The organism is Saccharopolyspora sp. NPDC045941 (genome assembly GCF_056431445.1).
The window spans coordinates 103,469-123,712 of sequence record NZ_JBWKKU010000007.1; the positions used below are offsets into that span (position 1 = coordinate 103,469).

The following is a 20,244-nucleotide window of genomic DNA, read 5'->3' on the forward strand; positions in this document are numbered from 1 at the left end:
GGGGGGGTGGTTGTGTGTGGTGCGTGACGGGGGGGGGGGGGGGGGGGGGGGGAGAGAGGGGGGGGGGGGGGGGGGGGGGGTGGGGGGGGAGGGGGGGGGGGGGGGGTGGGTCTTCTTCTTGGGAGGGAAACCCCCCACCCCGTTCTTCTGGAGGCACAGATGGAGAATCCGCGTTGGGTGCGGCGTCCCGAGGGGTCCAACTGGGGCGATTTCGGGCCGGACGACAACCTGGGGCGGCTGAACCTGCTCACCCCGGAGAAGGTCCGGGAGGGCGTGGCCGAGGTCGTCGAGGGCGTCACCCACTGCCTGAGCCTGCCGCTGGACCTGCCCGGCGGCACCGCGCTGAACCCCAACCGGCTCCCGCCGGTCCTGCGGCCGAACCGGCGCGCCGGCGAGGTCAACTACAACTTCGAGATGGACCGCATCGACCCCGGGCACACCGACGTGCTCTGCGACGACCTCGCCGTCCTGCACCTGCAGTACTCGACGCAGTGGGACTCGCTGGCGCACGCCGGTTCGATGTTCGACGCCGACGGTGACGGGGTCGCGGAACCGGTGTTCTACAACGGTTTCCGCGCCGCGGAGCACGTCGTCGGCCCGGCCGGGCTCGACGATGCGGGCATGCAGACCCTGCACGGCGCCAGCACGTCGTCGGCCGGGCCGCTCGGGATCGACCACATGGCGCGGAAAGCGGTGCAGGGCCGGGCCGTGCTGATCGACCTGCACGCCCACCTCGGCGGCGAGCGCACCCTCGTCGGCTTCGATGCGCTGGCCGAGATCATGGCCGCCGACGACGTGGTCGTCGAACCGGGCGACATCGTCTGCCTGCACACCGGCTTCGCCGAGAAGAAGGTGCTGTCGATGCGGGGGAATCCCGATCCGGACGTGCTGCACGGGTTCGGCGCCGTCCTCAACGGACGTGACCCGGAGCTGCTGCGCTGGATCACCGAGTCGGGGCTGGCCGCGCTGGTGGCCGACAACTACGCGGTGGAGGCGTTCCCGGCTCCGGCGGCGCCGGGCCCCAACGCCGCGCTGCCGCTGCACGAGCACTGCCTGTTCAAGCTCGGCGTGCACCTCGGCGAGCTGTGGCGGCTCACGCCGCTCGCCGGGCACCTGCGGGCGAGCGGCCGCAGCCGCTTCCTGCTCACCGCCCCGCCGCTGAACCTGCCGGGCGCGGCCGGTTCGCCGGTCACCCCGGTGGCCACGCTCTGACGCATTTCGCACCGGGAAGGTCCCGGCGCGCTAGGGAAAGCACAGATGACCAAGATCGCCAACTTCTTCACCGAGCTGATGCGCCGGTACCTGCCCGATCCGTTCGTGTTCGCCATCGGGCTGACCTTCCTGACCCTGCTGCTGGCGCTGACGGTGGAGGGCAAGGGCTTCCTCGAGATCACCGAGGCGTGGGGCGACGGGTTCTGGAACCTGCTGTCGTTCACCACGCAGATGGCCGTCATCCTGGCCATGGGGTACGTGCTGGCGAGCGCGCCGGTGACCGACCGGCTGCTCGACGCGGTGGTCGCCCGGGTGCACCAGCCGCGCACGGCCGTCGCGGTCGCCACCCTGATCGGCGCCGTCGGCTCCTACCTGAACTGGGGCTTCGGCCTGGTCATCGGCGGGATCGTGGCGAAGAAGCTGGCGCTGAAGGTGCCCGGCGTGCACTACCCGCTGATCATCGCCGCCGCCTACAGCGGGTTCACCATGTACGGCCTGGGGTTGTCGGCGACGATCCCGCTGACCATCTCCACCAGCGGGCACTCGCTGGAGAGCAAGATGGGCGTCATCGCCCTGGGGCAGACGATCTTCTCGCTGCCGATGCTGCTGACCGCGCTCGCCGTGCTGATCACGCTGCCGGTCCTCAACGCGATGCTGCACCCCAAGCCGGGCCAGCCGGTCAAGGAGATCGACCCGGCGCTGCACACCGAGAGCAAGTCCGCGGCCGTCGAGTCCGCGGACTTCGGCGGCGTCACCGTCGCGTCGCGGCTGAACAACAGCCGCGTCCTGAGCCTGCTGATCGGCGCGCTCGGCATGGTCTACGTGGTCGTCTACTTCGTCAAGGGCGGCGCGGCGGACCTGAACCTGGTGAACTTCTTCATCCTGTTCCTGGGCATCCTGCTGCTGGGCACGCCGCAGGCCTACGTCGCCAAGCTCGGCGAGGGCATCAAGACGATCTCCGGCATCGTCCTGCAGTACCCGTTCTACGCGGGCATCATGGCGATCATGGCCGCCTCCGGCCTGGTGGGCACGATCTCGCAGGTCTTCGTGGACATCTCCACCCCGGAGACGCTCGGGTTCTGGGGCCTGATCAGCTCGTTCGTCATCAACTTCTTCGCGCCCTCCGGCGGCGGCCACTGGGTCATCCAGGGCCCGTTCATGGTCGACGCGGCCAACGCGATCGGCGCGCCGATGCCCGACGTGGCGATGTCGGTCATGCTCGGCAACGCCTGGAACGACCTGGTGCAGCCGTTCTGGATCCTGCCCGCGCTGGCGTTGTCGCGGCTGCGCCTCAAGGACGTCATGGGTTACACGGTGATCATGATGTTCTGGGTCGGGTTGATCTACATCGCCGCGATCCTGCTCTGGGGATTCCTCGGCTGAGCCGTTGTTCGCCGGCCCGGTGCGCCCGCTGTGCTTTCGGGCGCACCGGCCGCTGTCCGACTAGGAGGGTGAAATGCCTTATTTCATCGAAACATTCGACAAGCCGGACCACCAGCAGGTGCGGCTGGACAACCGCCCCGCGCACCTGGCGTTCCTCGAGGAGCACAAGGAGCTGCTGCTGGCCTGCGGCGCGAAGCTGGCCGACGACGGCGATGCGGCCACCGGCGGCGTCTACCTGCTCGACGTCGAAACCCGGGCGGCGGCCGAGGAGTTCATCGCCGCGGACCCCTTCGCGAAGGCCGGCCTGTTCGCCGACACCAAGATCCTCCGCTGGCGCAAGGCCTACCTCGACGGCAAGGGCTACCTGTAGTCCTCACGAGCCGGGCCTGGCGCGGAATGCGAGGAAGCCGCTCGGCCCGTTCCGATCTGCTGGAAGCCGGCCGAAGGCTATCCGGCCGGAGCCGGATAGCCGTCCACATCGGACCATGCCGCCAGGCTCCGGCGGGTCTCGAAGCGGCGCCGCCGGCCGCTGATCGGGTCGGTGAACTCCAGCGCCCGGGCGAGGAGCTGGAGGGGCGCGGTGAAGTCGCCGGCGGCGCGGTCGCGGACGACGGGGTAGAGGTCGTCGCCGAGGATCGGGATGCCCAGGCCGTTGAGGTGCACCCGCAGCTGGTGGGTCCGGCCGGTGCGCGGCAGCAGCCGGTACCGGCCGAGGCCGTCGCGGTGCTCGATCAGCTCGATGCGCGTTTCGCTGTTCGGCTCGCCGGGTTCCTCCCGGGCGGCGAGCACGCCGCGGTGCTTGACGATCCGGCTGCGCACCGTGCGCGGCATCGCCAGCCCGGGGTCGAAGCGGGCGACGGCCTCGTACTCCTTGTGCACCAGGCGGTCGTGGAACAGAGTCTGGTAGGCGCCGCGCAACTCGGGCTTGAGCACGAACATGACCAGCCCCGCGGTCAGGCGGTCCAGCCGGTGCGCCGGGCTGAGCTGCGGCAGGTCCAGGTCGCGCCGCAGCCGCACCAGCGCCGTCTCCACGACGTGCCCGCCGCGCGGCGTGGTGGCCAGGAAGTGCGGCTTGTCCACGACCAGCAGGCCGTCGTCGCGGTGCACGACGTCCAGGGCGAACGGCACCGGCGTCTCGTCGGGCAGGTCGCGGTGGAACCAGACGAACCCGCCCGGCGCGTACGGCGCGTCGGGCGCGAGCGGGCCGTCGACGCCGACGATCCGGCCCTCGCGGAGCATGGCGTCGAGGCGTTCCGGGGCGAGCTTCGGTATCCGGTCGACGAGGTGGTCCCGGACGGTGGCCCAGTGGCCGTCGGCGGGCAGTCGCAACCGGACGGGGTCCAGGCCGTGCCGCTGGGGCAGCGGCGATCTGAGCTTGCGTCGCATCGCCCCGCCAGCGTAACCGGCGGTCACAGCCGGAGCTTGTAGCCCACGTGCGAGGCCTCGAACCCGAGCCGGTCGTAGAAGCGGTGCGCGCCGGAGCGCTGCCTGTCCGTGGTCAGCTGGACCAGGGCGCAGCCACGTCGGCGGGACTCGGCGATGGCCCAGTCGAACATCACGCGCCCGAGGCCGCGGCTGCGGTGCCGTTCGTGGACGCGGACCGCTTCGATCTGCGCGCGCAGCGCGCCCCGCCGGGCCAGCCCGGGGATGAACGTCAGCTGCATGGTCGCCACGACCTCGCCGCCCGGCGTCGCGGCCACCAGCAGCAGCTGCGCGGGATCGGCCTCGATCGCCTCGAAAGCCCGCTGGTAGGGGGCCAGGTCGGCGGCGGACTCCCGGGTCGAGCCGAGCTGGTCGGCGGCCAGCAATCCGACGATCGGCCCGAGATCGTCGCCGGTCGCCCGGCGCAGCAGGTACGTTCCGGACCCGGTGGACAGCTCGACCGGTACGCTCAATTGATCCTCCACTGTGGACTCGGCATCGGGATTCACCCCACCGGACCCTAACTCGGCGGCGCGGGGAGCGCGAAAAACCGGCGGCGCGCGCCGGCGGGTCTTGGCATGATCGTCGGGGACGCCGGAGGAAGGACGGGTATGCCCGAGGTCGCGACGGATCGGCGGCCGGTGGCGGCGCGGTTGGCGGTGGCCACGCTGTTCCTGGTCAACGGAGCGAGCTTCGCCAGCGTCGTGCCCCGCTACCCGGAGCTCAAGGACGCCCTGGCCCTGTCCAACGCCGCGCTGGGCACCGCGATCGCGGCGCTGCCGCTGGGTTCGCTGGTCGCCGGCCTGCTGGCCGGGCCGATCCTGGCCCGCTGGCGGTCGGCGGTCGTCGCGGTCGGCTGCTCGGTGCTGCTGGCGGCGGATCTCGTGCTGATCGGGTTCGTGGGGCACTGGTGGCAGCTGGCGGCGGCGTTCTTCCTCGCGGGTGCGATGGACGCGATCGTGGACGTGGCGATGAACGCGCACGGGCTGCGGGTGCAGCGGCGCTACGGGCGGTCGATCGTCAACTCCTTCCACGGGATGTGGAGCGTCGGCGCGATCATCGGCGGCGCGGCGGGCTCGCTGGCCGCCGGGGCGGCCCTGCCGGTACCCGCGCACCTGACGGCGGCCGCCGTCGTCCTGGCCGCCGCAGCGGTCGTCTGCGTCCGGTTCCTGCTGCCCGGCCAGGATGACGCCGAGCGCACGGGCGGACACCGGGGGAGACCGCGCTTCAAGCTGCTGCTCGCGTTGCTGGCGCTGGGCACGCTGTGCGCCGCGGCGGCGCTGGTCGAGGACACCGCGGCGTCCTGGGGTGCGGTGTACCTGCGCGATTCGCTGGATGCCGTGCCGGTTCTCGCGGGCATGGCGTTCATCGCGCTGCAAGCGGCGCAGACGATCGGCAGGCTCTCCGGCGATCGTCTGGTGGACCGGTTCGGCAACCGGGCGGTGGCGCGCATCGGCGGCACCGCGGTGCTCGTCGGCGTCGGCTCGGCGCTTTTGTGGCCGTCGGTCCCGAGCACGCTGGCCGGATTCGCGCTGGCCGGCTGGGGCGTCGCCACGATCATCCCGGCCGGGTTCCACGCGGCCGACGAGCTCCCCGGACTGCCGGCCGGAACCGGGATCGCGGTCGTCGGCTGGGTCTACCGGCTGGGCATCCTGGCCGGCCCGCCGGTCGTCGGGCTGCTCGCGGACGCGGTCAGCCTGCGCCTCGGCCTCGTGGTCGTCCCGTTCGCGGGGGTGCTGATCGTGCTGCTGGCGTCGCGCCTGCCGCGCCGGCGCCCTAGAGCGGGCTGACCGGTGGCATGGTGAACTCACCCGCCAGTACTTCCGGGCCAGGGACGTAGGACCGAGCGAACAGGATGAAGTTCTTGCCGTTCGAGGGGCTCGGTAGCCAGTTCGCGGTCTGCTGTGCGGGTTCGGTGGCTTGCACCGCGATATCGATGGTTCCGTCGGGATTGGTGACCAGCCCCCGGGTCTCGCTGCTGATGACGTAGCGGTCGATGGGGTTCGGCGTGGGGAACTGGCCGTTGTCGCGAACCTCGTACAGGGTGATCGACCAGAATGCCTTCGACGGGATGCCGCCGGGCGGGAGGCGCAGGACGTAGTTCTGCGTGCCGCGCAGCGGCGCGCCGGCGGCGTCGGTGAAGGTTATCCAGTAGTTGGCCTCGTCCCTAACCATTCCGAGCATGCCGCCGCCGGTTGCGAGCGCGAACGCGCGCAGGTCGTAATTCTTCTGCGCGGTGGTGCCGAGGAGGTTCCCGGGCGGGCTGTGGTCGGTCCAGCCCGTTGCGCGGCCGGCCTTCTCGAGCCGCTCGAAGTAGCGGCCCAGGTTGGGGAATTCCGTCGTCCACGCTGCTTTCGCCGCTGCCGGCAAGCCATCCCAGCCGCATTCCGATCCGCAGATGCCGACCTCGCGGAACCGGTCGACGAGCCCAGCCTCCCCGGCGGGTGGTGGATCGAGGGCCATCATCTGGTTGACGACGTCGACGTAGCTCTTCGGATCACCTTCCACGGGCCGGATCCGCTTCGGTCCGGGTCGGGGCGCCGGTTGCGCCGGGGTGAACCGGAATCCGTCCTGCACGGTGTTCGTCGCGGCCTGGTCGGAGGGGCCGTCGGTCTGGATCCGCAGGTTGACGTACACGTCGTTGGTCGAGGAGCGCACCAAGGTCGCGTCCGCAGGTGCCTGGCCCTGCCAGTCCGGCCCGACGATGAAGTACTTCTGCGCCTGCGTCCCCGTCGTGCGTTCACCGGCGTAGAAGAAGGTGTTGGAGTAGAAGTCGATCAGGGTCAGCACGTAGAAGCGGTCCCCCGTGTCCGGGGTGTCGAGGTGGACAGGGCCTTGTGCGAGATCCAGCCAAGCGGTCGAGTACAGCACGTCTTCGCTCGGCCCGTTCGCCCAGGTGTCATCGGGGCCGGGAAGCGACCGGGAGTGCGCGAAGACGTTCAGGGTCGTGGCGGTTCTGCTGCCGGGTGTTTCGAGCGCGTTCCACCGATGCCGCGACAGTTCGTACAGCGGGAATGCGTATGCGTAGGCTTCTTTGACGGCAGTTCCGAGATCGGGTGACGCCGGATCGCTACCGCTTCGGTGAAGTGTCATTCGTCGTTCCTTCCTTCGGCCCACTACCAGGACCGGTCGCCGCGCAGGACCGCGTCGGCGCCGCCGTCGACGAACACCACCTGGCCGGTGATGTGCGAGTTCTCGGGGGAGGTGAGCCAACCGAGCAGCGGCGCGATCTGCTCGGGCCGGGCGTGGCCGTGCAGTGGCATGGGGACGCTGCCGTCGATGGCCCGGCGACCGGCTTCGGTGTCGAGCATGTCCTGGATCATCGGCGTGACGATGGTGCCGGGAGCGATGGCGTTGAGCGGTATTTCCGCGCCCGCCCACTCCGGGGTGATCGCGGTTCGGCGTACCCATCGCGCGATCGCGGCCTTCGATGACGCGTATACCTGCGCGCCGTCGCCGCGCTCCACCGCGGCGCGGGCGGCAGCCACGGCGGCGTCCTCGTCGCTTGCGAGTGCGGCGTCGACGATGCCGGAATCGGTCGGGTGCAGCGACGCGACCGACGAGATCACGACCGCGCGAGGATCGGTGCCGCGGGCGAGGAGCGGACGCAGGCCTTCGAGGGCGGCGACCGCGCCGAAGTGGTTGACGCTGATCGTCAGCGGGTCGAACAGCGCGATGCCGGCGCACGCGATCACGCCGTCGAGTCGGCCACCGGTCATGTCGTGGGCTCGGTCGACGAGCGTGGTCCGTCCCGCTTCGGTGGCGAGGTCGGCGGTGATGTCGGCGTCACGCAGGTCGGCGCCGATCACCCGGGAGCCCTGTTCGCGTAGATGTGCGCTGGTCGCGGCGCCGATTCCGGAGGCGCTGCCGGTGATGAGGAAGGTGCGGGGCATGTTTCTGCCCTTTCGTGGCGATTGCGCTAGAGGTGCGCATCTGTGACAGGTCGTCAGCCTGTGCCACGATGCTAATGTGTGTCAAGACACAGTCAGGAGGAGATGTGATCCAACCGGAGTCGTCCTTGCTGGATCGGCGGCGGCTGGCCACGAAGCTGGACATCGCGGCCGGCGCGAACCGCCTGTTCCTGGAGCGCGGGTTCGAAGCGACCTCGGTGGAGGACATCGCGCGTGCCGCCGGGATCTCGGTGCGAACCTTCTACCGGCATTGCGATGCCAAGGAGGACACGCTCACCCCGATCGTGGTCGCCGGGATCCGCGACTTCGTCGGCTACCTGGCGGACAGGCCCGCGGAAGAACCGGTGAAGACGTCCGTGCACGCGGCGTTCGTAGAAGCGTTCCGCCGGGATCGCTACGCGCATGTAGTCCCCACGAGGGACCTCTTCGTCGTTCTGACCTCGGTGCCGGGAATTCGCGCGCGGTGGATGGTCGCGGCCCATGAGCTCACCGACGAGTTGCGTCCCGTCCTCGGCGAACGCGCCGGGCTCGACCCGCAGGGCCTCGAAGCCAGGTTGCTGTCGCACACGCTGATCGGTGCCCTGACGGTCGCGTTGGAATACTGGGCCACCTCCGAACCCGAACCCGCTGAACGGGGCGACGTCACCGACCTGGCCGCGTCGGCGCTGTCGGTAATCCGGTTCGAGCGCCTGTGACCGCTTCGGCTTTCAGAGCAGGCCCCGGTCGCGGAATTCCTCGTGCGCGACCGTCCAGGCGCGGGCCTGGTCGCTGATCGTCACGCCGAGCCCGGGACGGCTGGAGATGTGCATCCGGCCGCCGGAGATCTCGAGGTGCTCGTCGAACAGCGGGTCCAGCCACCCGAAGTGCTCGACCCACGGCTCGCGGGCGTACGCCGCTGCGAGGTGGACGTGGATCTCCATCGCGAAGTGCGGCGCGAGCAGGAGGTTCCGGTCGTCGGCCAGCGCCATCACCTTGAGGAACTGGGTGATGCCGCCGACGCGCGGGGCGTCCGGTTGCACGCGGCGTCGTGATCGGGATGCTGGTCGGGGTGCTGCCCGGTCTCGGTCCGGCCGCGACGATCGCGATCCTGCTGCCGCTGACCTTCGACGTCGAACCGGTGACGGCGATCATCATGCTGGCCGGCATCTTCTACGGCGCCCAGTACGGCGGCACCATCACGTCGGTGCTGCTGCGGCTGCCCGGCGAGGCGTCCTCCGTCGTCACGGTCTTCGACGGCCACGCCCTGGCCCGGCAGGGCAAGGCCGGCACCGCGCTCGGGACCGCGGCGATCGGGGCGTTCGTCGGCGGCACCGCCTCGATCGTGGTGCTGTCGGTGCTGGCGCCCCTGATCGCCGGGTTCGCGCTCGACTTCGGTCCGCCCGAGTACACCGCCCTCGCCCTGCTCGGCATCCTGTTGGTCGCCACCGTGAGCAGCGGCGGCCGGCTGAAGGCGATCGTGGCCGCCTGCATCGGGCTGCTGCTGGCGGTGGTCGGCCGGGACGCGTTCACCGGCGCCGAGCGGTTCACCTTCGGCCTGCTGCCGCTGTCGGACGGGCTCGACTTCGTCCCCATCGCGATGGGCCTCTTCGGGCTCGGCGAGATCCTCCACGGCCTGGAGGAACGGCCCAGCGCCCGCGAGGCGCGGTCGTCGTCGAACATGGCCTGGGCCGGGTTGCGCGTCGTCGCGCCGGGCTCCTGCACTGGGGTTCACTACCCGCACCGCCACGCAAAACGAGTTCTCGAACAATTCCTTCACAGGAGGTCGAGCAGCGCGTGCAGGGCTGGGTTGTCGTTCGTTCGGCGCCAAACCAGGTGCAGTTCAACGGGATTCGGTTCGGGGAGCCGGACCTCGCGGAACGTCACGCCTTCGAAGTGCAGCAGGGCCGCGGTGGCCGGCACCAGGGCGGTGCCGAGGCCGACCTGGACCAGCGCCAGGGCCGTGTGGATCTGGCTGACGTGCTGCACGTAGGTCGGCTGCGCGTTGGCGTTGCCGAAGCCCGAGAGCCAGGGAACCGCCGGACAGGCGGTCGATCTGGTCGCGGGTGACCAGCTCGTGCAGCACGACGTCCACCTGCGGCAGGTGTTCGCGAACGGTCGCCAGCAAGCCGCCCAGCACCCCGTACGCCGAGGTCGCGGTGAATCCGATCCGGATGATGCCCGCCTGGCCCGAGGTCACCCGCCGCACCGACAACGCCGCGTTGTCGGCCTCGTGCAGCAGGCGCCGCGCGTCCTGCAGGAAGGCACGCCCGGCCGGTGTCAGCCGCACCGTGCGGCTGGTGCGGTCGAACAGCTGGACCTTGAGCTCCTTCTCCAGTTGCTGGATCTGCCGTGTCAGCGGCGGTTGGGTCATGCGCAGGGCGCTGCGCGGCGGCCAAAGTGCTGTTCTTCAGCCACCGCGACGAAGCCGGTGAGCTGGTTCAGGGTGAACAATGATGCCGTCCCGGTATTGGTGAATGCATTGTTGGACTTGGACGTGCATTGATGGCTCACCTTACTGTCATCCGCAGCCGGTTTCCCCGGGCGCGGCGCTCCGGCGGAGCTGGGGGAACGACCGCCGGTGCCCACCGCCGCCAGGGCCGGCGCAGTCAGATGAATCCGCCCGATGAAGGAGATCTGCCGATGTCCGCGTATTCGCCCACCGATGTGGCCCGGCAGCTGGCCGGCGGGCTGTTGTCCTTCCCGGTGACGCACTTCCGGCCCGACCACGGCTTCGACGAGGCCGCGTACCGGGAGAACATCGGCTGGCTGGGCGGGTTCGGGGCGGCCGGGCTCTTCGCGGCCGGCGGCACCGGTGAGTTCTTCTCGCTGACCCCCGCCGAAGTCGAGTCGGTGGTCACCGCGGCCGCGCAGGAGGCGCCCGAGGGCGTGCCGGTGATCGCCCCGGCCGGTTACGGCACCGCGATGGCCGTCGAGATGGCCCGCTCCGCCGAACGCGCGGGGGCCGACGGCCTGCTCCTGCTGCCGCCGTACCTGACCGAGGCGGACCAGGACGGGCTCGCCGCCCACGTCCGCGCGGTCTGCGCGGCCACCGGCCTCGGCGTGATCCTCTACAGCCGCGCCAACGCGGTCTTCGACGAGACGACCGTCGCCGCACTGGCCGAGGACTGCCCGAACCTGGTCGGGTTCAAGGACGGGGTCGGCAACATCGAGAAGATGACCCGCCTGTACTCGAGGCTGGGCGACCGGCTCACCTACATCGGCGGCCTGCCCACCGCGGAGACCTTCGCGCTGCCGTACCTGGAGCTGGGCGTCACCACGTACTCGTCGGCGATGTTCAACTTCGTGCCCGAGTTCGCGATGCGCTTCTACCGGGCGGTGCGCGACCACGACCGCGCCGCCGTGTACCGGTACCTCGACGACTTCGTGCTGCCGTACTGCGACATCCGCAACCGGCGCGCCGGGTACGCGGTGAGCATCGTGAAGGCGGGCATGAAGGTCATCGGCCGCCCAGCCGGGCCTGTGCGCCCGCCGCTGGTCGACCTCGGCGAGTCCGAGCTCGCGCTGCTGGCCGGTCTCGTCGAGCGCCTGCCCGAGGAGTCCCGATGACCGTCCACATCTGACCGACCGCGGAGGATGCCGATCATGACCGCTCAGCACGGCCCGCTGGTGACCGGAATGCAGGTCGTTCCCGTCGCGGGGCACGACAGCATGCTGCTCAACCTCAGCGGGGCGCACGCCCCGCACTTCACCCGGAACCTGGTGATCCTCACCGACTCCGAAGGCCGCACCGGGGTCGGCGAGGTGCCCGGCGGGGAACCCATCCGCATCACCTTGGAGGAGTCCCGGGACCTGGTGGTCGGGCAGCCGGTCGCGCGGTACCACGCCGTGCTGGCCGGCGTGCGCGACCGCTTCGGCGACCGGGATTCCGGCGGCCGCGGCACGCAGACCTTCGACCTGCGCGTCGCGGTGCACGCCGTGACCGCCCTGGAATCCGCGCTGCTCGACCTGCTCGGCAAGCATCTCGGCGTGCCGGTCGCGGAGCTGCTCGGCGACGGCAAGCAGCGCGACGAGGTACCGGTGCTGGGCTACCTGTTCTTCGTCGGCGACCGCACCCGGACCGACCTGGCCTACCGAGCCCCGGCCGACGAGCCCGCCGACGCCGACGACTGGTCGCGGCTGCGCCACGAGGAGGCGCTGACGCCGGATTCCGTCGTGCGGCTGGCCGAAGCGGCGCAGGCCCGCTACGGGTTCCGCGACTTCAAGCTCAAGGGCGGCGTGCTGCCCGGGCCTGCCGAGATCGAGGTCGTCACGGCGCTGGCAGAACGGTTCCCGGAGGCCCGCATCACGCTCGACCCCAACGGCGGGTGGCTGCTGTCCGAGGCGATCGACCTGTGCCGGGGGCTGCACGACGTGCTCGCCTACGCCGAGGACCCGTGCGGCGCGGAGCGCGGGTACTCGGGACGGGAGGTGATGGCGGAGTTCCGGCGGGCCACCGGGCTGCCCACGGCGACGAACATGATCGCCACCGACTGGCGCGAGCTCGGCCACGCGATCCGCGCCGACGCCGTCGACATCCCCCTGGCCGACCCGCACTTCTGGACGATGAGCGGCTCGGTGCGCGTCGCGCAGCTCTGCGACGCGTGGGGCCTGACGTGGGGTTCGCACTCGAACAACCACTTCGACGTGTCGCTGGCGATGTTCACCCACGTCGCCGCGGCGGCGCCCGGCGAGATCACGGCCATCGACACGCACTGGATCTGGCAGGACGGCCAGCGGCTCACCCGGCAGCCGCTGGTCATCACCGACGGCCGGCTACCGGTGCCGACGGCCCCGGGACTCGACGTGGAGCTCGACATGACCCGGGTGGCCGAGGCGAACGAGCTCTACCGGCGCGAGGGCCTCGGCGCCCGCGACGACGCGCTGGCGATGCAGTACCTCATCCCGGGCTGGACCTTCGACGGCAAGCGCCCAGCCCTCGACCGGTAAGCACCGGGAATGCGTCCGTCTTTGGTTCTTGCTCTATGAAGCGGCGCAGCCGCTTAGCCACCTATGCAACTCGCACCGCCGCGGGCCACCCGCACCGCCACGCAAGGCGAGCCTGGAAAAAGAAAAACCGGTCAGCCGAGCAGCTTGGCGAGGAACCAGCCGACTCGGCTCACCTTGCGGATTCGCGGGTTGCCGGCCACTCCGTGGATCTCCCACTGCTGGCCGCAGACGTCGCACCGCCACAGGCCGATCCGGGTGGTGTCGGGCTCGCAGGGGTGGCCTCGGCGCCCTCGTCTCATGTACCGATGAGATCACAACGGGTACCCGGGATGGTCCCGATCGGTTCCGGAAGATCGGGTGAAACCGTGACTTTCGGCCTTACCGAGCGTGCACGGAAACGACGTAGCGTCATCGGCGGTGTTGCACGTCGGGGAGAGGAGCACCAGGTGACGCTGCGGGAGATGGTCGAGCAGATGGAACAGCGCTGGGAGGAGCTGAACACCCTGCGCGCGAGCCCGGACATGTACGGCAGCGAGAGCCTGGACGGCCAGCTCTCCGAACTGGAGCTGTGGCTGCTGCGGATGCACCGCCTGACCGCGGCGAGCCCCGCCGCATGACGGGCACGCCGGGGGTGCGGATCAGTTGACCAGCCGGTCGCGGGGGGCGAGCTTGTCGAGCAGCCGCAGCAGCTCGGCGCGCTCGGCCGGGGCGAGCCGGTCGAGCAGTTCGATGTCCACCCGGTCGGCGATCGGTTCGACGACGCGCAGTTCGGCCTCGCCGATCGGGGTGAGGCGCAGGAGGCGGCGGCGCCGGTCGGCGTCGTCGACGGTGCGGTGCACCAGCCCGCGCTGCTCCATCCGGACCAGTAGGGAGGCGAGTGTCGCCTTGTCGATCGCGGCCCGCTGACCGAGCTGCGCCTGCTCTATGCCGGGGTTCGCCCGGATCGCGTTGAGCACCGCGTACTGCGGTTTCGTCAGGTGCGGCAGGCGGGACTGCCAGCTCGACGTGTGTTCCTGCATGGCGCGGCGCATGAGGTGGAAGACGGCGTTGTCCAGCTCCACGTGGGCGTCACTTCCGTCAGGGTTGGCGAACGGGGTGTGCGCATCCTAGTCCAAACGGCCCAACTCGCGATCGATATCCGGAACTTCACCGGTCTGGATTACGGTCGATGTCGCAGGTGCACGGATCCTGGCAGGCGTGGTTCAGGCCCGGCAGCGGGTACGTCTCGACACGCCGGGCGCGGTCGATGGTCAGCCACGCCAGCACGCCGCCGGCCGCGCACATGACCGCGGAGATCAGCATCGCCTGCCCGAAGCCGGGGCCGAGCGGCTCGCCCGCGCCGGTGTGCGACAACCCGGCGATCACCGGGAGCACCGCGACCGCGAGGAGGCCCGCCAGCCGGGACACCGCGTTGTTCACGCCGGAGGCGACACCGGCGTTGTCCGGGCTGACGGAGGCGAGCACCGCCGAGGTCAGCGGCGCCACCGTGATGGACAGGCCGACGCCGAACACCAGGACGCCGGGCAGTACGCCGCTGAGGTAGGTGCTGCCGGGCACCGCCCAGGTCAGCAGCGCCAGGCCGACCCCGCAGACGACCGGGCCGATGCTCATCGGCAGGCGCGGTCCGGTGCGCTGCGCGAGCGCGCCGACGCGCCCGGACACCAGCAGCATGATGATCGTGATCGGCAGCGTCGCGATCCCCGCGGCGAGGGCGGTGTAGCCCATCGACTGCTGCAACTGCAGCGACAGCAGGAACAACGCGCCGCTCAAGGCCGCGTAAACGGTGAAGGTCGTCAGGTTCGCGCCGGTGAACTGCGCGGAGCGGAACAGCGACAGCGGCAGCAGCGGGTCCGGGTGGCGCGACTCGATCAGCGGGAACGCGACCAGCGCGGCGACGCCCACCACGGCCGCCGCCGCGCTGGCGGCGTTCCACCCGTTCGTCGGGATCTCGATCAGGGCGTACACGGCACCGGCCAGCCCGACGGTCACCGTGATCGCGCCGAGGACGTCCAACGGCCCGGCGGCGGCCGGGCCGCGGGATTCCGGCACGTGCCGCAGCGCCAGCAGCGCAGCCGCCGCGATGGGGACGTTGATGAAGAACACCCACCGCCAGGACGCCGCGTCCACCAGCCACCCGCCCACGAACGGGCCGATCGCCGAGGCCACGCCGGTCAGCCCTGCCCAGCGGCCGACCGCCTCGCCGCGGTCGTCGTGGCGGATCGTGGAGTTGATCAGCGCCAGGCTGCCGGGCACCAGCAGGGCGCCGCCGACGCCCTGCAGCAGGCGGGCGGCGATCAGGGCCGCGCCGTTCGGCGCCAGGCCGCAGCCCAGCGAAGCAAGTGTGAACAGCACCAGCCCGAGCGTGTAGACGCGGCGACGGCCGTAGCGGTCACCGAGCGCGCCGCCGAGGAGCAGCAGCGCGCTGAGCGTGAGCAGGTAGGCGTCCAGCACCCACTGCAGGACGCTGAGGTCGCCGCCCACGTCCCGGCCGATCGCCGGCAGCGCGACGTTGACGACGGAGCCGTCCAGGAACGCCACCCCGGAGCCGAGGATCGTGGCGACGATGATCCAGCGGCCGGACCGGGAGCGAAGGGCTGTGGCGGCGGTCACCGCCCGACCATAAGGGGCGTGCCCGGGACCCGCCGTCGATCACCTGGTCCCCGGCGTGAACGCCACCGGCAGGTGCTTGATCCCGTTGATGAAGTTCGACACCAGGCGCTCGACCGGCCCGGCCACCCGCAGGTCGCGCATCCGCCACAGCGCCTCGCGGTAGAACGCCCGCAGCTGCAGCCGGGCGAAGTGCGCGCCCAGGCAGACGTGCGGGCCGTTGCCGAAAGCGACGTGGTCGTTGGGCGCGCGCCGGATGTCGAAGCGGTGCGGGTCGGGGAACCGCCGCTCGTCGAAGTGCGCCGAGCAGTGGAAGACCACGACCTTGTCCCCGGCGGCGATGCGCCGGCCGCCGAGTTCGGTGTCGGCGGTCGCGGTCCGGCGGAAGCTGAGCACCGGCGGGTGGTAGCGCAGCGTCTCCTCCACGGCGGAGTCCAGCAGCCCGGGATCCGCCAGCAGCAGCCGCAGCTGGTCGGGGTTCTCGGCGAAGGCGAGCATCCCGCCCGGCAGCGCGCTGCGCACGGTGTCGTTGCCCGCCACCGAAAGCAGGAAGAAGAACATCTCCAGCTCGGCGTCGGCCAGGCCGCGCCCGCCCGGCTCGGCGGTGGCCAGCGCGGTCATCACGTCGTCGGCCGGGTTCCGGCGCTTGAACGCGGCGAGGTCCTGGGCGAAGGCGAACATGTCCGCCAGCGTCGCCGGGGACCGCGGGTTGACCGGCTTGCCGTCCGCGCCGCGGACCACCTCGGAGTGCTCCGGGTCCTGGTAGCCGATCACGCGGTTGGTCCACTCCAGCAGCATCCGCCGGTCCGCCTCCGGCACGCCGAGCAGATCGGCGAGGTTGCGCAGCGGGTAGTCGTCGGTGACCTCGGCGGGCAGGTCGCACTCGCCGCGCTCGACGACGCCGTCGACCAGCAGGCGGGCCCGCTCCGCGACCTCGTGCCGGAACCGGTCGATCCGCCGGGGCGTGAACGCGCGGCTGACCAGGCGGCGCAGCCGCCCGTGCTCCGGCGGGTCGAGGTTGAGCATCATGCTGCGGATGAACGGCAGGTCCGCCGGGTCGGGATCGCGGATCTGGGTGGCGCCGAGCCAGGACGAGTACGTCGCGGCGGACTTCAGGACCGCGACGACGTCGGAATACCTGGTCACGGCCCAGAATCCGGGCCCGGCGGGCCAGTCGCCGATCTCGTGCTCCTCCTGGCGGCTCACCGGCGCGTGCCGCCGCAGCCAGGCGAAGTCGTCGTGCGGCACGCCGTCGGCGTACCTGTGCGGATCGAACACGTCCGGAACATGGGCGGGCGCTGCCATCGCGACTCCTTCACCGCAGCCGTTGCAGGCCTACTCTGGCCGCGGCGCGCGACCCCGTCAACGCCCGCCTCAAGTCCGAAGTGGACTATCCGGGTGCCGGCACCGCCAAGCCGGGGGCGGGCAGCTGCGAGACCGCGGCGTCCGGCGCGTAGCGGCGCAGCAGGTCCAGGCCGATCTGCGCGCGGCGCACCCGCTCCCGGCCGAGCGCCACCGCCGTCGGCGTCAGGTGGGTGCCGCTGGGGTAGATGTTCGGCGCGTTGCGCAGCCCGAACTTGACGTGCACCGGGGCCGCGACGCGCACGATCTCGGCGATCTCGAAGTGCCGGATGAAGCCGCCCATGTCGTCGGGCGCCTCGACGTAGACGTCCAGCGGCAGGTCGGTGGCGGCGCGGATGGCGGCCAGCTGCCCGATGCTGAGGTCGGTCGGCACGTTGTAGGTGTCGGCGCCCAGGTCCTCGGCGATGCGCACCGAGGCGGGGTTCGCCAGTCCCATCTGGACGCTGATCTTGAACTGCAGGTCCGGCGGCAGGTCGCCGGCCGCGCGCATCGCCGCGGCCACCTTGAGCACGCCGAGATCGGTGATCAGCACGCTGCGGATGCCCGCGTCGGCGGTGCGGCGGATGTCCTCCAGCACGTGCACCAGCTGCTCGGTGCCGCGAGCCTGGGCGGCGACCGGGCCGCCGGCCGGGGCGGTGGCCATCGGGCTGGTGTCCCACCCGGCGACCGGCCGGGCGAACAGGCTCAGCTCGACCGACCGCCCGGCGGCCGTGGCGGCCATCGCGCGCAGCTCGTCGTCGGTGAGCAGCATGCCGCCGCTGCCCTGGGAGATGCGGTGCACCGGCACCTGGCGGGCGTCCGCCTCGGCGAGCACCGCGTCGAGCACCTCGGGGCCTTCGGTGCTGGGGATCTCCACCCGGTACTGCGCGCCGTCCGGGAACCGCTTGGTGCTGGTGGCGGGGGAGTCGTCGGTGGGCAGTCCCTGGGACCGCAGGAATTCACGTGTCTGGCGCACCGGTAGCTCCGTCCGAAATGTCGAACAACGTTCGTCAAATCGTATGGTCGGCCGGACCGGGTGGTCAAGGGACCCGGCTCACCGTGGTCGATATCGGATACGATGTTCGAAATATCGGTCAACGGGCCGACGAGTTCCGACAGGGGGAAGTACGCGTGGCACGAGCGGTACCTGCCGTGGAACGGGCCTTCGACGTCCTGGAGCTGTTCCTGGACGCCCACGAGCTGAGCGCGCCGGAGATCACCGCGCAGCTGGGCCTGCCGCGCACCACGGTGCACGAGCTGGTCGGCACCCTCAGCGAGCGCGGCTACCTGATGCCCGCCGGCCGCGGCAGCAACCGGTTCCGGCTGGGCGTGCGCGGCTTCCAGCTCGGCGCGGCCTACGCCGAGCGGCTGGACCTCGCCCGCGAGGGACAGCTCGTCGCGGAGGAGATCGCCGAGCGCTGCCAGGAAACGGTGCACGTCGGGGTGCGCGACGGCACGGACGTGCTGTACGTGGCCAAGGTCGACAGCAGCCACCCGGTCCGGATGGTCTCGGCCGTGGGCCGGCGGCTACCCGCGCACTGCACCGCGCTCGGCAAGGCCCTGCTGGCGGCGCTGCCCCGCGCCGAGGTCGACGAGCTCTACGGCAACCGCCGCCTGGAGGCGATGACCGAGCACAGCATCACCACCCGCAAGGCGCTGCACCGGGAGCTCGACGCCATCGCCGAAGGCGGCGTGGCGGGGGAGTACTGCGAGTCCAACGAGTCGGTGGCCTGCGTCGCCGCGCCGGTGCGCGACCAGTCCGGCGCGGTGGTGGCCGCGATGAGCATCTCGGCGCCGATCCTGCGCTGGAACGACGAGACCGAGGCGGCGCTGCGCGAGCTCGTCGCGGAAGGCGCGTCGGCCCTCTCCGAACGCCTGGGCCACACCGGCTCCTGACGCCGCACGCGCGGCAGCCGGGAAGGCCGCCGAGGTTCCGCTACGCCGCCGCGCAAGTCGGTCCACCGGATCGTCGTTCAGTGCCGGACGATCACGACCGGGCACTTGGCGTGCTGGGCGCAGCGCTGGCTCACCGACCCGAGCAGCGCGCCGTAGAAGCTGCCGTGGCCGCGGCTGCCGACCACCAGCAGGTCGGCGCCCTCGGAGGCGTCGAGCAGTGTCTGCGCCGCGTGGCCGTGGGTGAGCTCGCGCTGCACGGGGACCGCCGGGCTGAGCTCGTGCTCGATCTCGTCGACGGTGTCGGCCAGGCTCTTGCGCGCGGCCTCCTCGAAGTCGTCCGGCGGCATCGGGCCGCCTTCCCAGCTGTAGAAGGCCGGGAACTCCCACGAGGTGATCGCGTGCACCGCGGCCCCGGAAAGGGCTGCCTGCCGCAGCGCCCACCGCAGGGCGCACTTGGACGAATCCGAGCCGTCCACCCCGACGACGATCCGGTGCTGGGTTCCGCTGTTCATGGCGCTGGCCTCCGGTTCCGCGATCCGCAGTGGCGGGCTCAGCCGCCGGCCCGCTCGACGAGCTCGTCGGACAGTTTCCGCAGCCGCGCCCTGGCCTGCCCGTCGTAGGCCTGTTCGAGCGCGCGGCAGGCGCGGGTTCCATGGAAGTACTCCCCGGTCACCTCGTCCAGTCCCGGGTCCGTGACCAGCCGCATCGTCGCCGCGACGCCCTCGGCCACCGTGGCCACCGGGCTCACCCCGGCCTCGCGGACCATCGCGGTGTTCATGTAGGTCGCCGGGTGCAGCGCGTTGACCGTGACGCCGGTGCCGCGCAGCTGCTCGGCCAGGTCGAAGGTGAACATGATCTGCGCGAGCTTGCTCTGCGCGTACGCGCGGTAGCCGAGGTAGTTGCGGGTCAGCATGGGGTCGTCGAAGTCGATCGGGTGCTGCCCGGCCGAGGCGACGTTGACCACCCGGGCCGGCGCCGAGAAGATCAGCAGCGACTGCAGCAGCCGCGTCAGGTGGTATCCGGCCAGGTAGTTCACCGCGAACCGCAGCTCGATGCCGTCCGCGCTCTCCTCCCGGCCGCTGTCCGGCGGCCCGGAGCCGACGCCCGCGTTGTTCACCAGCACGTCCAGCCGGTCGCAGCGCAGCCGGGCGTCGTGGGCCAGCCGTTCGACCTGGCGGAGCTCGGCGAGGTCGGCGACCAGCACGCCGAGGCGGTCCGAGCCGGTGGCCGCCGCGATCTCCGCGCGCACCGCTTCGGCCCGCTCCGCGCTGCGCCCGTGGATCAGGATCCGGGAACCGGTCTCGGCGAGCCGGTGGGCCAGGGCCCGGCCGAGTCCGCCGGTCGCGCCGGTGATCAAGATGCAACGCTGGCTGGGATCGCGCACGGCTCGCTCCGAACTGTCGGCGGTGATTACGACCAGTGTGCGGACGTGCGCCGGGAAATGTCATTCGCGCGTGCCGGAGATCCCCGGCAGAGGTACCACGAAAGCGTTGTGTCGCAAGGTAATCACCGAGGAAGTCGAGATGGGCGGTACGGATAGTGCGGT

Annotated in this window: 22 protein-coding genes and 2 pseudogenes; 10 read left to right on the forward strand and 14 right to left on the reverse strand. The window is 71.3% G+C overall.

Translation table 11 applies throughout. The features are described 5' to 3' along the window. Positions 1–159: 159 nt before the first annotated feature. The 3 genes from AC07FN_RS07780 to AC07FN_RS07790 all read left to right on the forward strand — a co-directional run bounded on the left by AC07FN_RS07780 (position 160) and on the right by AC07FN_RS07790 (position 2,965). Positions 160–1,212 (forward strand): cyclase family protein, encoded by a 1,053-nt coding sequence (locus AC07FN_RS07780; protein ID WP_478394905.1) that lies wholly within the window; start codon positions 160–162, stop codon positions 1,210–1,212. A 45-nt stretch (positions 1,213–1,257) separates the two neighbouring features. Beyond that, positions 1,258–2,595 (forward strand): short-chain fatty acid transporter, encoded by a 1,338-nt coding sequence (locus AC07FN_RS07785; RefSeq protein WP_358574201.1) that lies wholly within the window; start codon positions 1,258–1,260, stop codon positions 2,593–2,595. A gap of 73 nt (positions 2,596–2,668) precedes the next feature. Then, positions 2,669–2,965, forward strand: a complete 297-nt coding sequence (locus AC07FN_RS07790) for a YciI family protein (protein WP_358574200.1) — start codon at positions 2,669–2,671, stop codon at positions 2,963–2,965. A 77-nt stretch (positions 2,966–3,042) separates the two neighbouring features. Here AC07FN_RS07790 and AC07FN_RS07795 read toward each other — a convergent pair whose 3' ends face one another. Further along, positions 3,043–3,981 carry a pseudouridine synthase gene (locus tag AC07FN_RS07795; RefSeq protein WP_478394906.1) on the reverse strand — a complete coding sequence of 313 codons (939 nt, stop codon included), beginning with the start codon at positions 3,979–3,981 and terminating at the stop codon, positions 3,043–3,045. A gap of 23 nt (positions 3,982–4,004) precedes the next feature. After that, on the reverse strand, positions 4,005–4,490 hold the full coding sequence (locus AC07FN_RS07800) for a GNAT family N-acetyltransferase (protein ID WP_478394907.1): 486 nt from the start codon (positions 4,488–4,490) through the stop codon (positions 4,005–4,007). A 138-nt stretch (positions 4,491–4,628) separates the two neighbouring features. Here AC07FN_RS07800 and AC07FN_RS07805 point away from each other — a divergent pair, with 138 nt between their 5' ends. Next, positions 4,629–5,807: an MFS transporter gene (locus tag AC07FN_RS07805; RefSeq protein ID WP_478394908.1), complete on the forward strand. Its 1,179-nt coding sequence runs from the start codon at positions 4,629–4,631 to the stop codon at positions 5,805–5,807. Here AC07FN_RS07805 and AC07FN_RS07810 read toward each other — a convergent pair. Beyond that, on the reverse strand, positions 5,794–7,110 hold the full coding sequence (locus AC07FN_RS07810; RefSeq protein ID WP_478394909.1) for a DUF1254 domain-containing protein: 1,317 nt from the start codon (positions 7,108–7,110) through the stop codon (positions 5,794–5,796). The genes AC07FN_RS07805 and AC07FN_RS07810 overlap by 14 nt on opposite strands. Before the next feature lie 23 nt (positions 7,111–7,133). Continuing rightward, positions 7,134–7,910 carry an SDR family oxidoreductase gene (locus AC07FN_RS07815; RefSeq protein ID WP_478394910.1) on the reverse strand — a complete coding sequence of 259 codons (777 nt, stop codon included), beginning with the start codon at positions 7,908–7,910 and terminating at the stop codon, positions 7,134–7,136. A 104-nt stretch (positions 7,911–8,014) separates the two neighbouring features. Here AC07FN_RS07815 and AC07FN_RS07820 point away from each other — a divergent pair, with 104 nt between their 5' ends. Further along, the gene (locus AC07FN_RS07820) at positions 8,015–8,623 is read left to right on the forward strand and encodes a TetR family transcriptional regulator (protein WP_478394911.1); all 609 of its coding nucleotides are present in this window, start codon (positions 8,015–8,017) and stop codon (positions 8,621–8,623) included. A 12-nt stretch (positions 8,624–8,635) separates the two neighbouring features. Here AC07FN_RS07820 and AC07FN_RS07825 read toward each other — a convergent pair whose 3' ends face one another. After that, positions 8,636–8,947: an enolase C-terminal domain-like protein gene (locus AC07FN_RS07825; protein ID WP_478394912.1), complete on the reverse strand. Its 312-nt coding sequence runs from the start codon at positions 8,945–8,947 to the stop codon at positions 8,636–8,638. A 17-nt stretch (positions 8,948–8,964) separates the two neighbouring features. Here AC07FN_RS07825 and AC07FN_RS07830 point away from each other — a divergent pair. Continuing rightward, a pseudogene (locus tag AC07FN_RS07830) lies at positions 8,965–9,510 on the forward strand (tripartite tricarboxylate transporter permease); the annotation flags it as partial. 170 nt (positions 9,511–9,680) lie between these two features. On the opposite strand, the gene AC07FN_RS07835 reads toward AC07FN_RS07830, so the two are convergent. Next, positions 9,681–9,893, reverse strand: coding sequence for a LysR substrate-binding domain-containing protein (locus AC07FN_RS07835; protein ID WP_478394999.1), 213 nt, complete (start codon positions 9,891–9,893; stop codon positions 9,681–9,683). A 76-nt stretch (positions 9,894–9,969) separates the two neighbouring features. Further along, positions 9,970–10,278: pseudogene (locus AC07FN_RS07840) on the reverse strand (LysR family transcriptional regulator); the annotation flags it as partial. 269 nt (positions 10,279–10,547) lie between these two features. On the opposite strand from AC07FN_RS07840, the gene kdgD reads away from it, so the two are divergent. Then, on the forward strand, positions 10,548–11,474 hold the full coding sequence (gene kdgD / locus AC07FN_RS07845) for a 5-dehydro-4-deoxyglucarate dehydratase (RefSeq protein WP_478394913.1): 927 nt from the start codon (positions 10,548–10,550) through the stop codon (positions 11,472–11,474). A gap of 36 nt (positions 11,475–11,510) precedes the next feature. Beyond that, on the forward strand, positions 11,511–12,854 hold the full coding sequence (locus AC07FN_RS07850; protein ID WP_478394914.1) for an enolase C-terminal domain-like protein: 1,344 nt from the start codon (positions 11,511–11,513) through the stop codon (positions 12,852–12,854). A gap of 131 nt (positions 12,855–12,985) precedes the next feature. On the opposite strand, the gene AC07FN_RS07855 is transcribed toward AC07FN_RS07850, so the two are convergent. Next, positions 12,986–13,153: a hypothetical protein gene (locus AC07FN_RS07855; protein ID WP_478394915.1), complete on the reverse strand. Its 168-nt coding sequence runs from the start codon at positions 13,151–13,153 to the stop codon at positions 12,986–12,988. A gap of 147 nt (positions 13,154–13,300) precedes the next feature. Here AC07FN_RS07855 and AC07FN_RS07860 point away from each other — a divergent pair, with 147 nt between their 5' ends. After that, positions 13,301–13,471: a hypothetical protein gene (locus AC07FN_RS07860; RefSeq protein WP_165968058.1), complete on the forward strand. Its 171-nt coding sequence runs from the start codon at positions 13,301–13,303 to the stop codon at positions 13,469–13,471. Between the two features lie 21 nt (positions 13,472–13,492). Here the strand turns inward: AC07FN_RS07860 and AC07FN_RS07865 are convergent, their stop codons facing one another. From AC07FN_RS07865 to AC07FN_RS07880, 4 genes are all read right to left on the reverse strand, one after another. Then, a complete protein-coding gene (locus AC07FN_RS07865) occupies positions 13,493–13,915 on the reverse strand; it encodes a MarR family winged helix-turn-helix transcriptional regulator (protein ID WP_478394916.1) in 423 nt (140 codons plus the stop codon). Between the two features lie 85 nt (positions 13,916–14,000). Further along, positions 14,001–15,464: an MFS transporter gene (locus tag AC07FN_RS07870; protein WP_478394917.1), complete on the reverse strand. Its 1,464-nt coding sequence runs from the start codon at positions 15,462–15,464 to the stop codon at positions 14,001–14,003. Positions 15,465–15,503: 39 nt separating this feature from the next. Beyond that, positions 15,504–16,766, reverse strand: a complete 1,263-nt coding sequence (locus AC07FN_RS07875; RefSeq protein WP_478394918.1) for a cytochrome P450 — start codon at positions 16,764–16,766, stop codon at positions 15,504–15,506. A gap of 85 nt (positions 16,767–16,851) precedes the next feature. Then, positions 16,852–17,778 (reverse strand): U32 family peptidase, encoded by a 927-nt coding sequence (locus AC07FN_RS07880; protein ID WP_478394919.1) that lies wholly within the window; start codon positions 17,776–17,778, stop codon positions 16,852–16,854. A gap of 155 nt (positions 17,779–17,933) precedes the next feature. Here AC07FN_RS07880 and AC07FN_RS07885 point away from each other — a divergent pair, with 155 nt between their 5' ends. After that, the gene (locus AC07FN_RS07885; RefSeq protein ID WP_478394920.1) at positions 17,934–18,698 is read left to right on the forward strand and encodes an IclR family transcriptional regulator; all 765 of its coding nucleotides are present in this window, start codon (positions 17,934–17,936) and stop codon (positions 18,696–18,698) included. Positions 18,699–18,775: 77 nt separating this feature from the next. On the opposite strand, the gene AC07FN_RS07890 is transcribed toward AC07FN_RS07885, so the two are convergent. Beyond that, the gene (locus tag AC07FN_RS07890; RefSeq protein ID WP_478394921.1) at positions 18,776–19,210 is read right to left on the reverse strand and encodes a universal stress protein; all 435 of its coding nucleotides are present in this window, start codon (positions 19,208–19,210) and stop codon (positions 18,776–18,778) included. 38 nt (positions 19,211–19,248) lie between these two features. Continuing rightward, on the reverse strand, positions 19,249–20,055 hold the full coding sequence (locus AC07FN_RS07895; protein WP_478394922.1) for an SDR family NAD(P)-dependent oxidoreductase: 807 nt from the start codon (positions 20,053–20,055) through the stop codon (positions 19,249–19,251). Positions 20,056–20,244: the final 189 nt, after the last annotated feature.

Coding starts and splice junctions, on each gene's coding strand:
- AC07FN_RS07780 (WP_478394905.1), top strand. CDS start 160: ATGGAGAATCCGCGTTGGGTGCGGCGTCCCGAGGGGTCCAACTGGGGC.
- AC07FN_RS07785 (WP_358574201.1), top strand. CDS start 1,258: ATGACCAAGATCGCCAACTTCTTCACCGAGCTGATGCGCCGGTACCTG.
- AC07FN_RS07790 (WP_358574200.1), top strand. CDS start 2,669: ATGCCTTATTTCATCGAAACATTCGACAAGCCGGACCACCAGCAGGTG.
- AC07FN_RS07795 (WP_478394906.1), bottom strand. CDS start 3,981: ATGCGACGCAAGCTCAGATCGCCGCTGCCCCAGCGGCACGGCCTGGAC.
- AC07FN_RS07805 (WP_478394908.1), top strand. CDS start 4,629: ATGCCCGAGGTCGCGACGGATCGGCGGCCGGTGGCGGCGCGGTTGGCG.
- AC07FN_RS07810 (WP_478394909.1), bottom strand. CDS start 7,110: ATGACACTTCACCGAAGCGGTAGCGATCCGGCGTCACCCGATCTCGGA.
- AC07FN_RS07815 (WP_478394910.1), bottom strand. CDS start 7,910: ATGCCCCGCACCTTCCTCATCACCGGCAGCGCCTCCGGAATCGGCGCC.
- kdgD (WP_478394913.1), top strand. CDS start 10,548: ATGTCCGCGTATTCGCCCACCGATGTGGCCCGGCAGCTGGCCGGCGGG.
- AC07FN_RS07850 (WP_478394914.1), top strand. CDS start 11,511: ATGACCGCTCAGCACGGCCCGCTGGTGACCGGAATGCAGGTCGTTCCC.
- AC07FN_RS07855 (WP_478394915.1), bottom strand. CDS start 13,153: ATGAGACGAGGGCGCCGAGGCCACCCCTGCGAGCCCGACACCACCCGG.
- AC07FN_RS07875 (WP_478394918.1), bottom strand. CDS start 16,766: ATGGCAGCGCCCGCCCATGTTCCGGACGTGTTCGATCCGCACAGGTAC.
- AC07FN_RS07890 (WP_478394921.1), bottom strand. CDS start 19,210: ATGAACAGCGGAACCCAGCACCGGATCGTCGTCGGGGTGGACGGCTCG.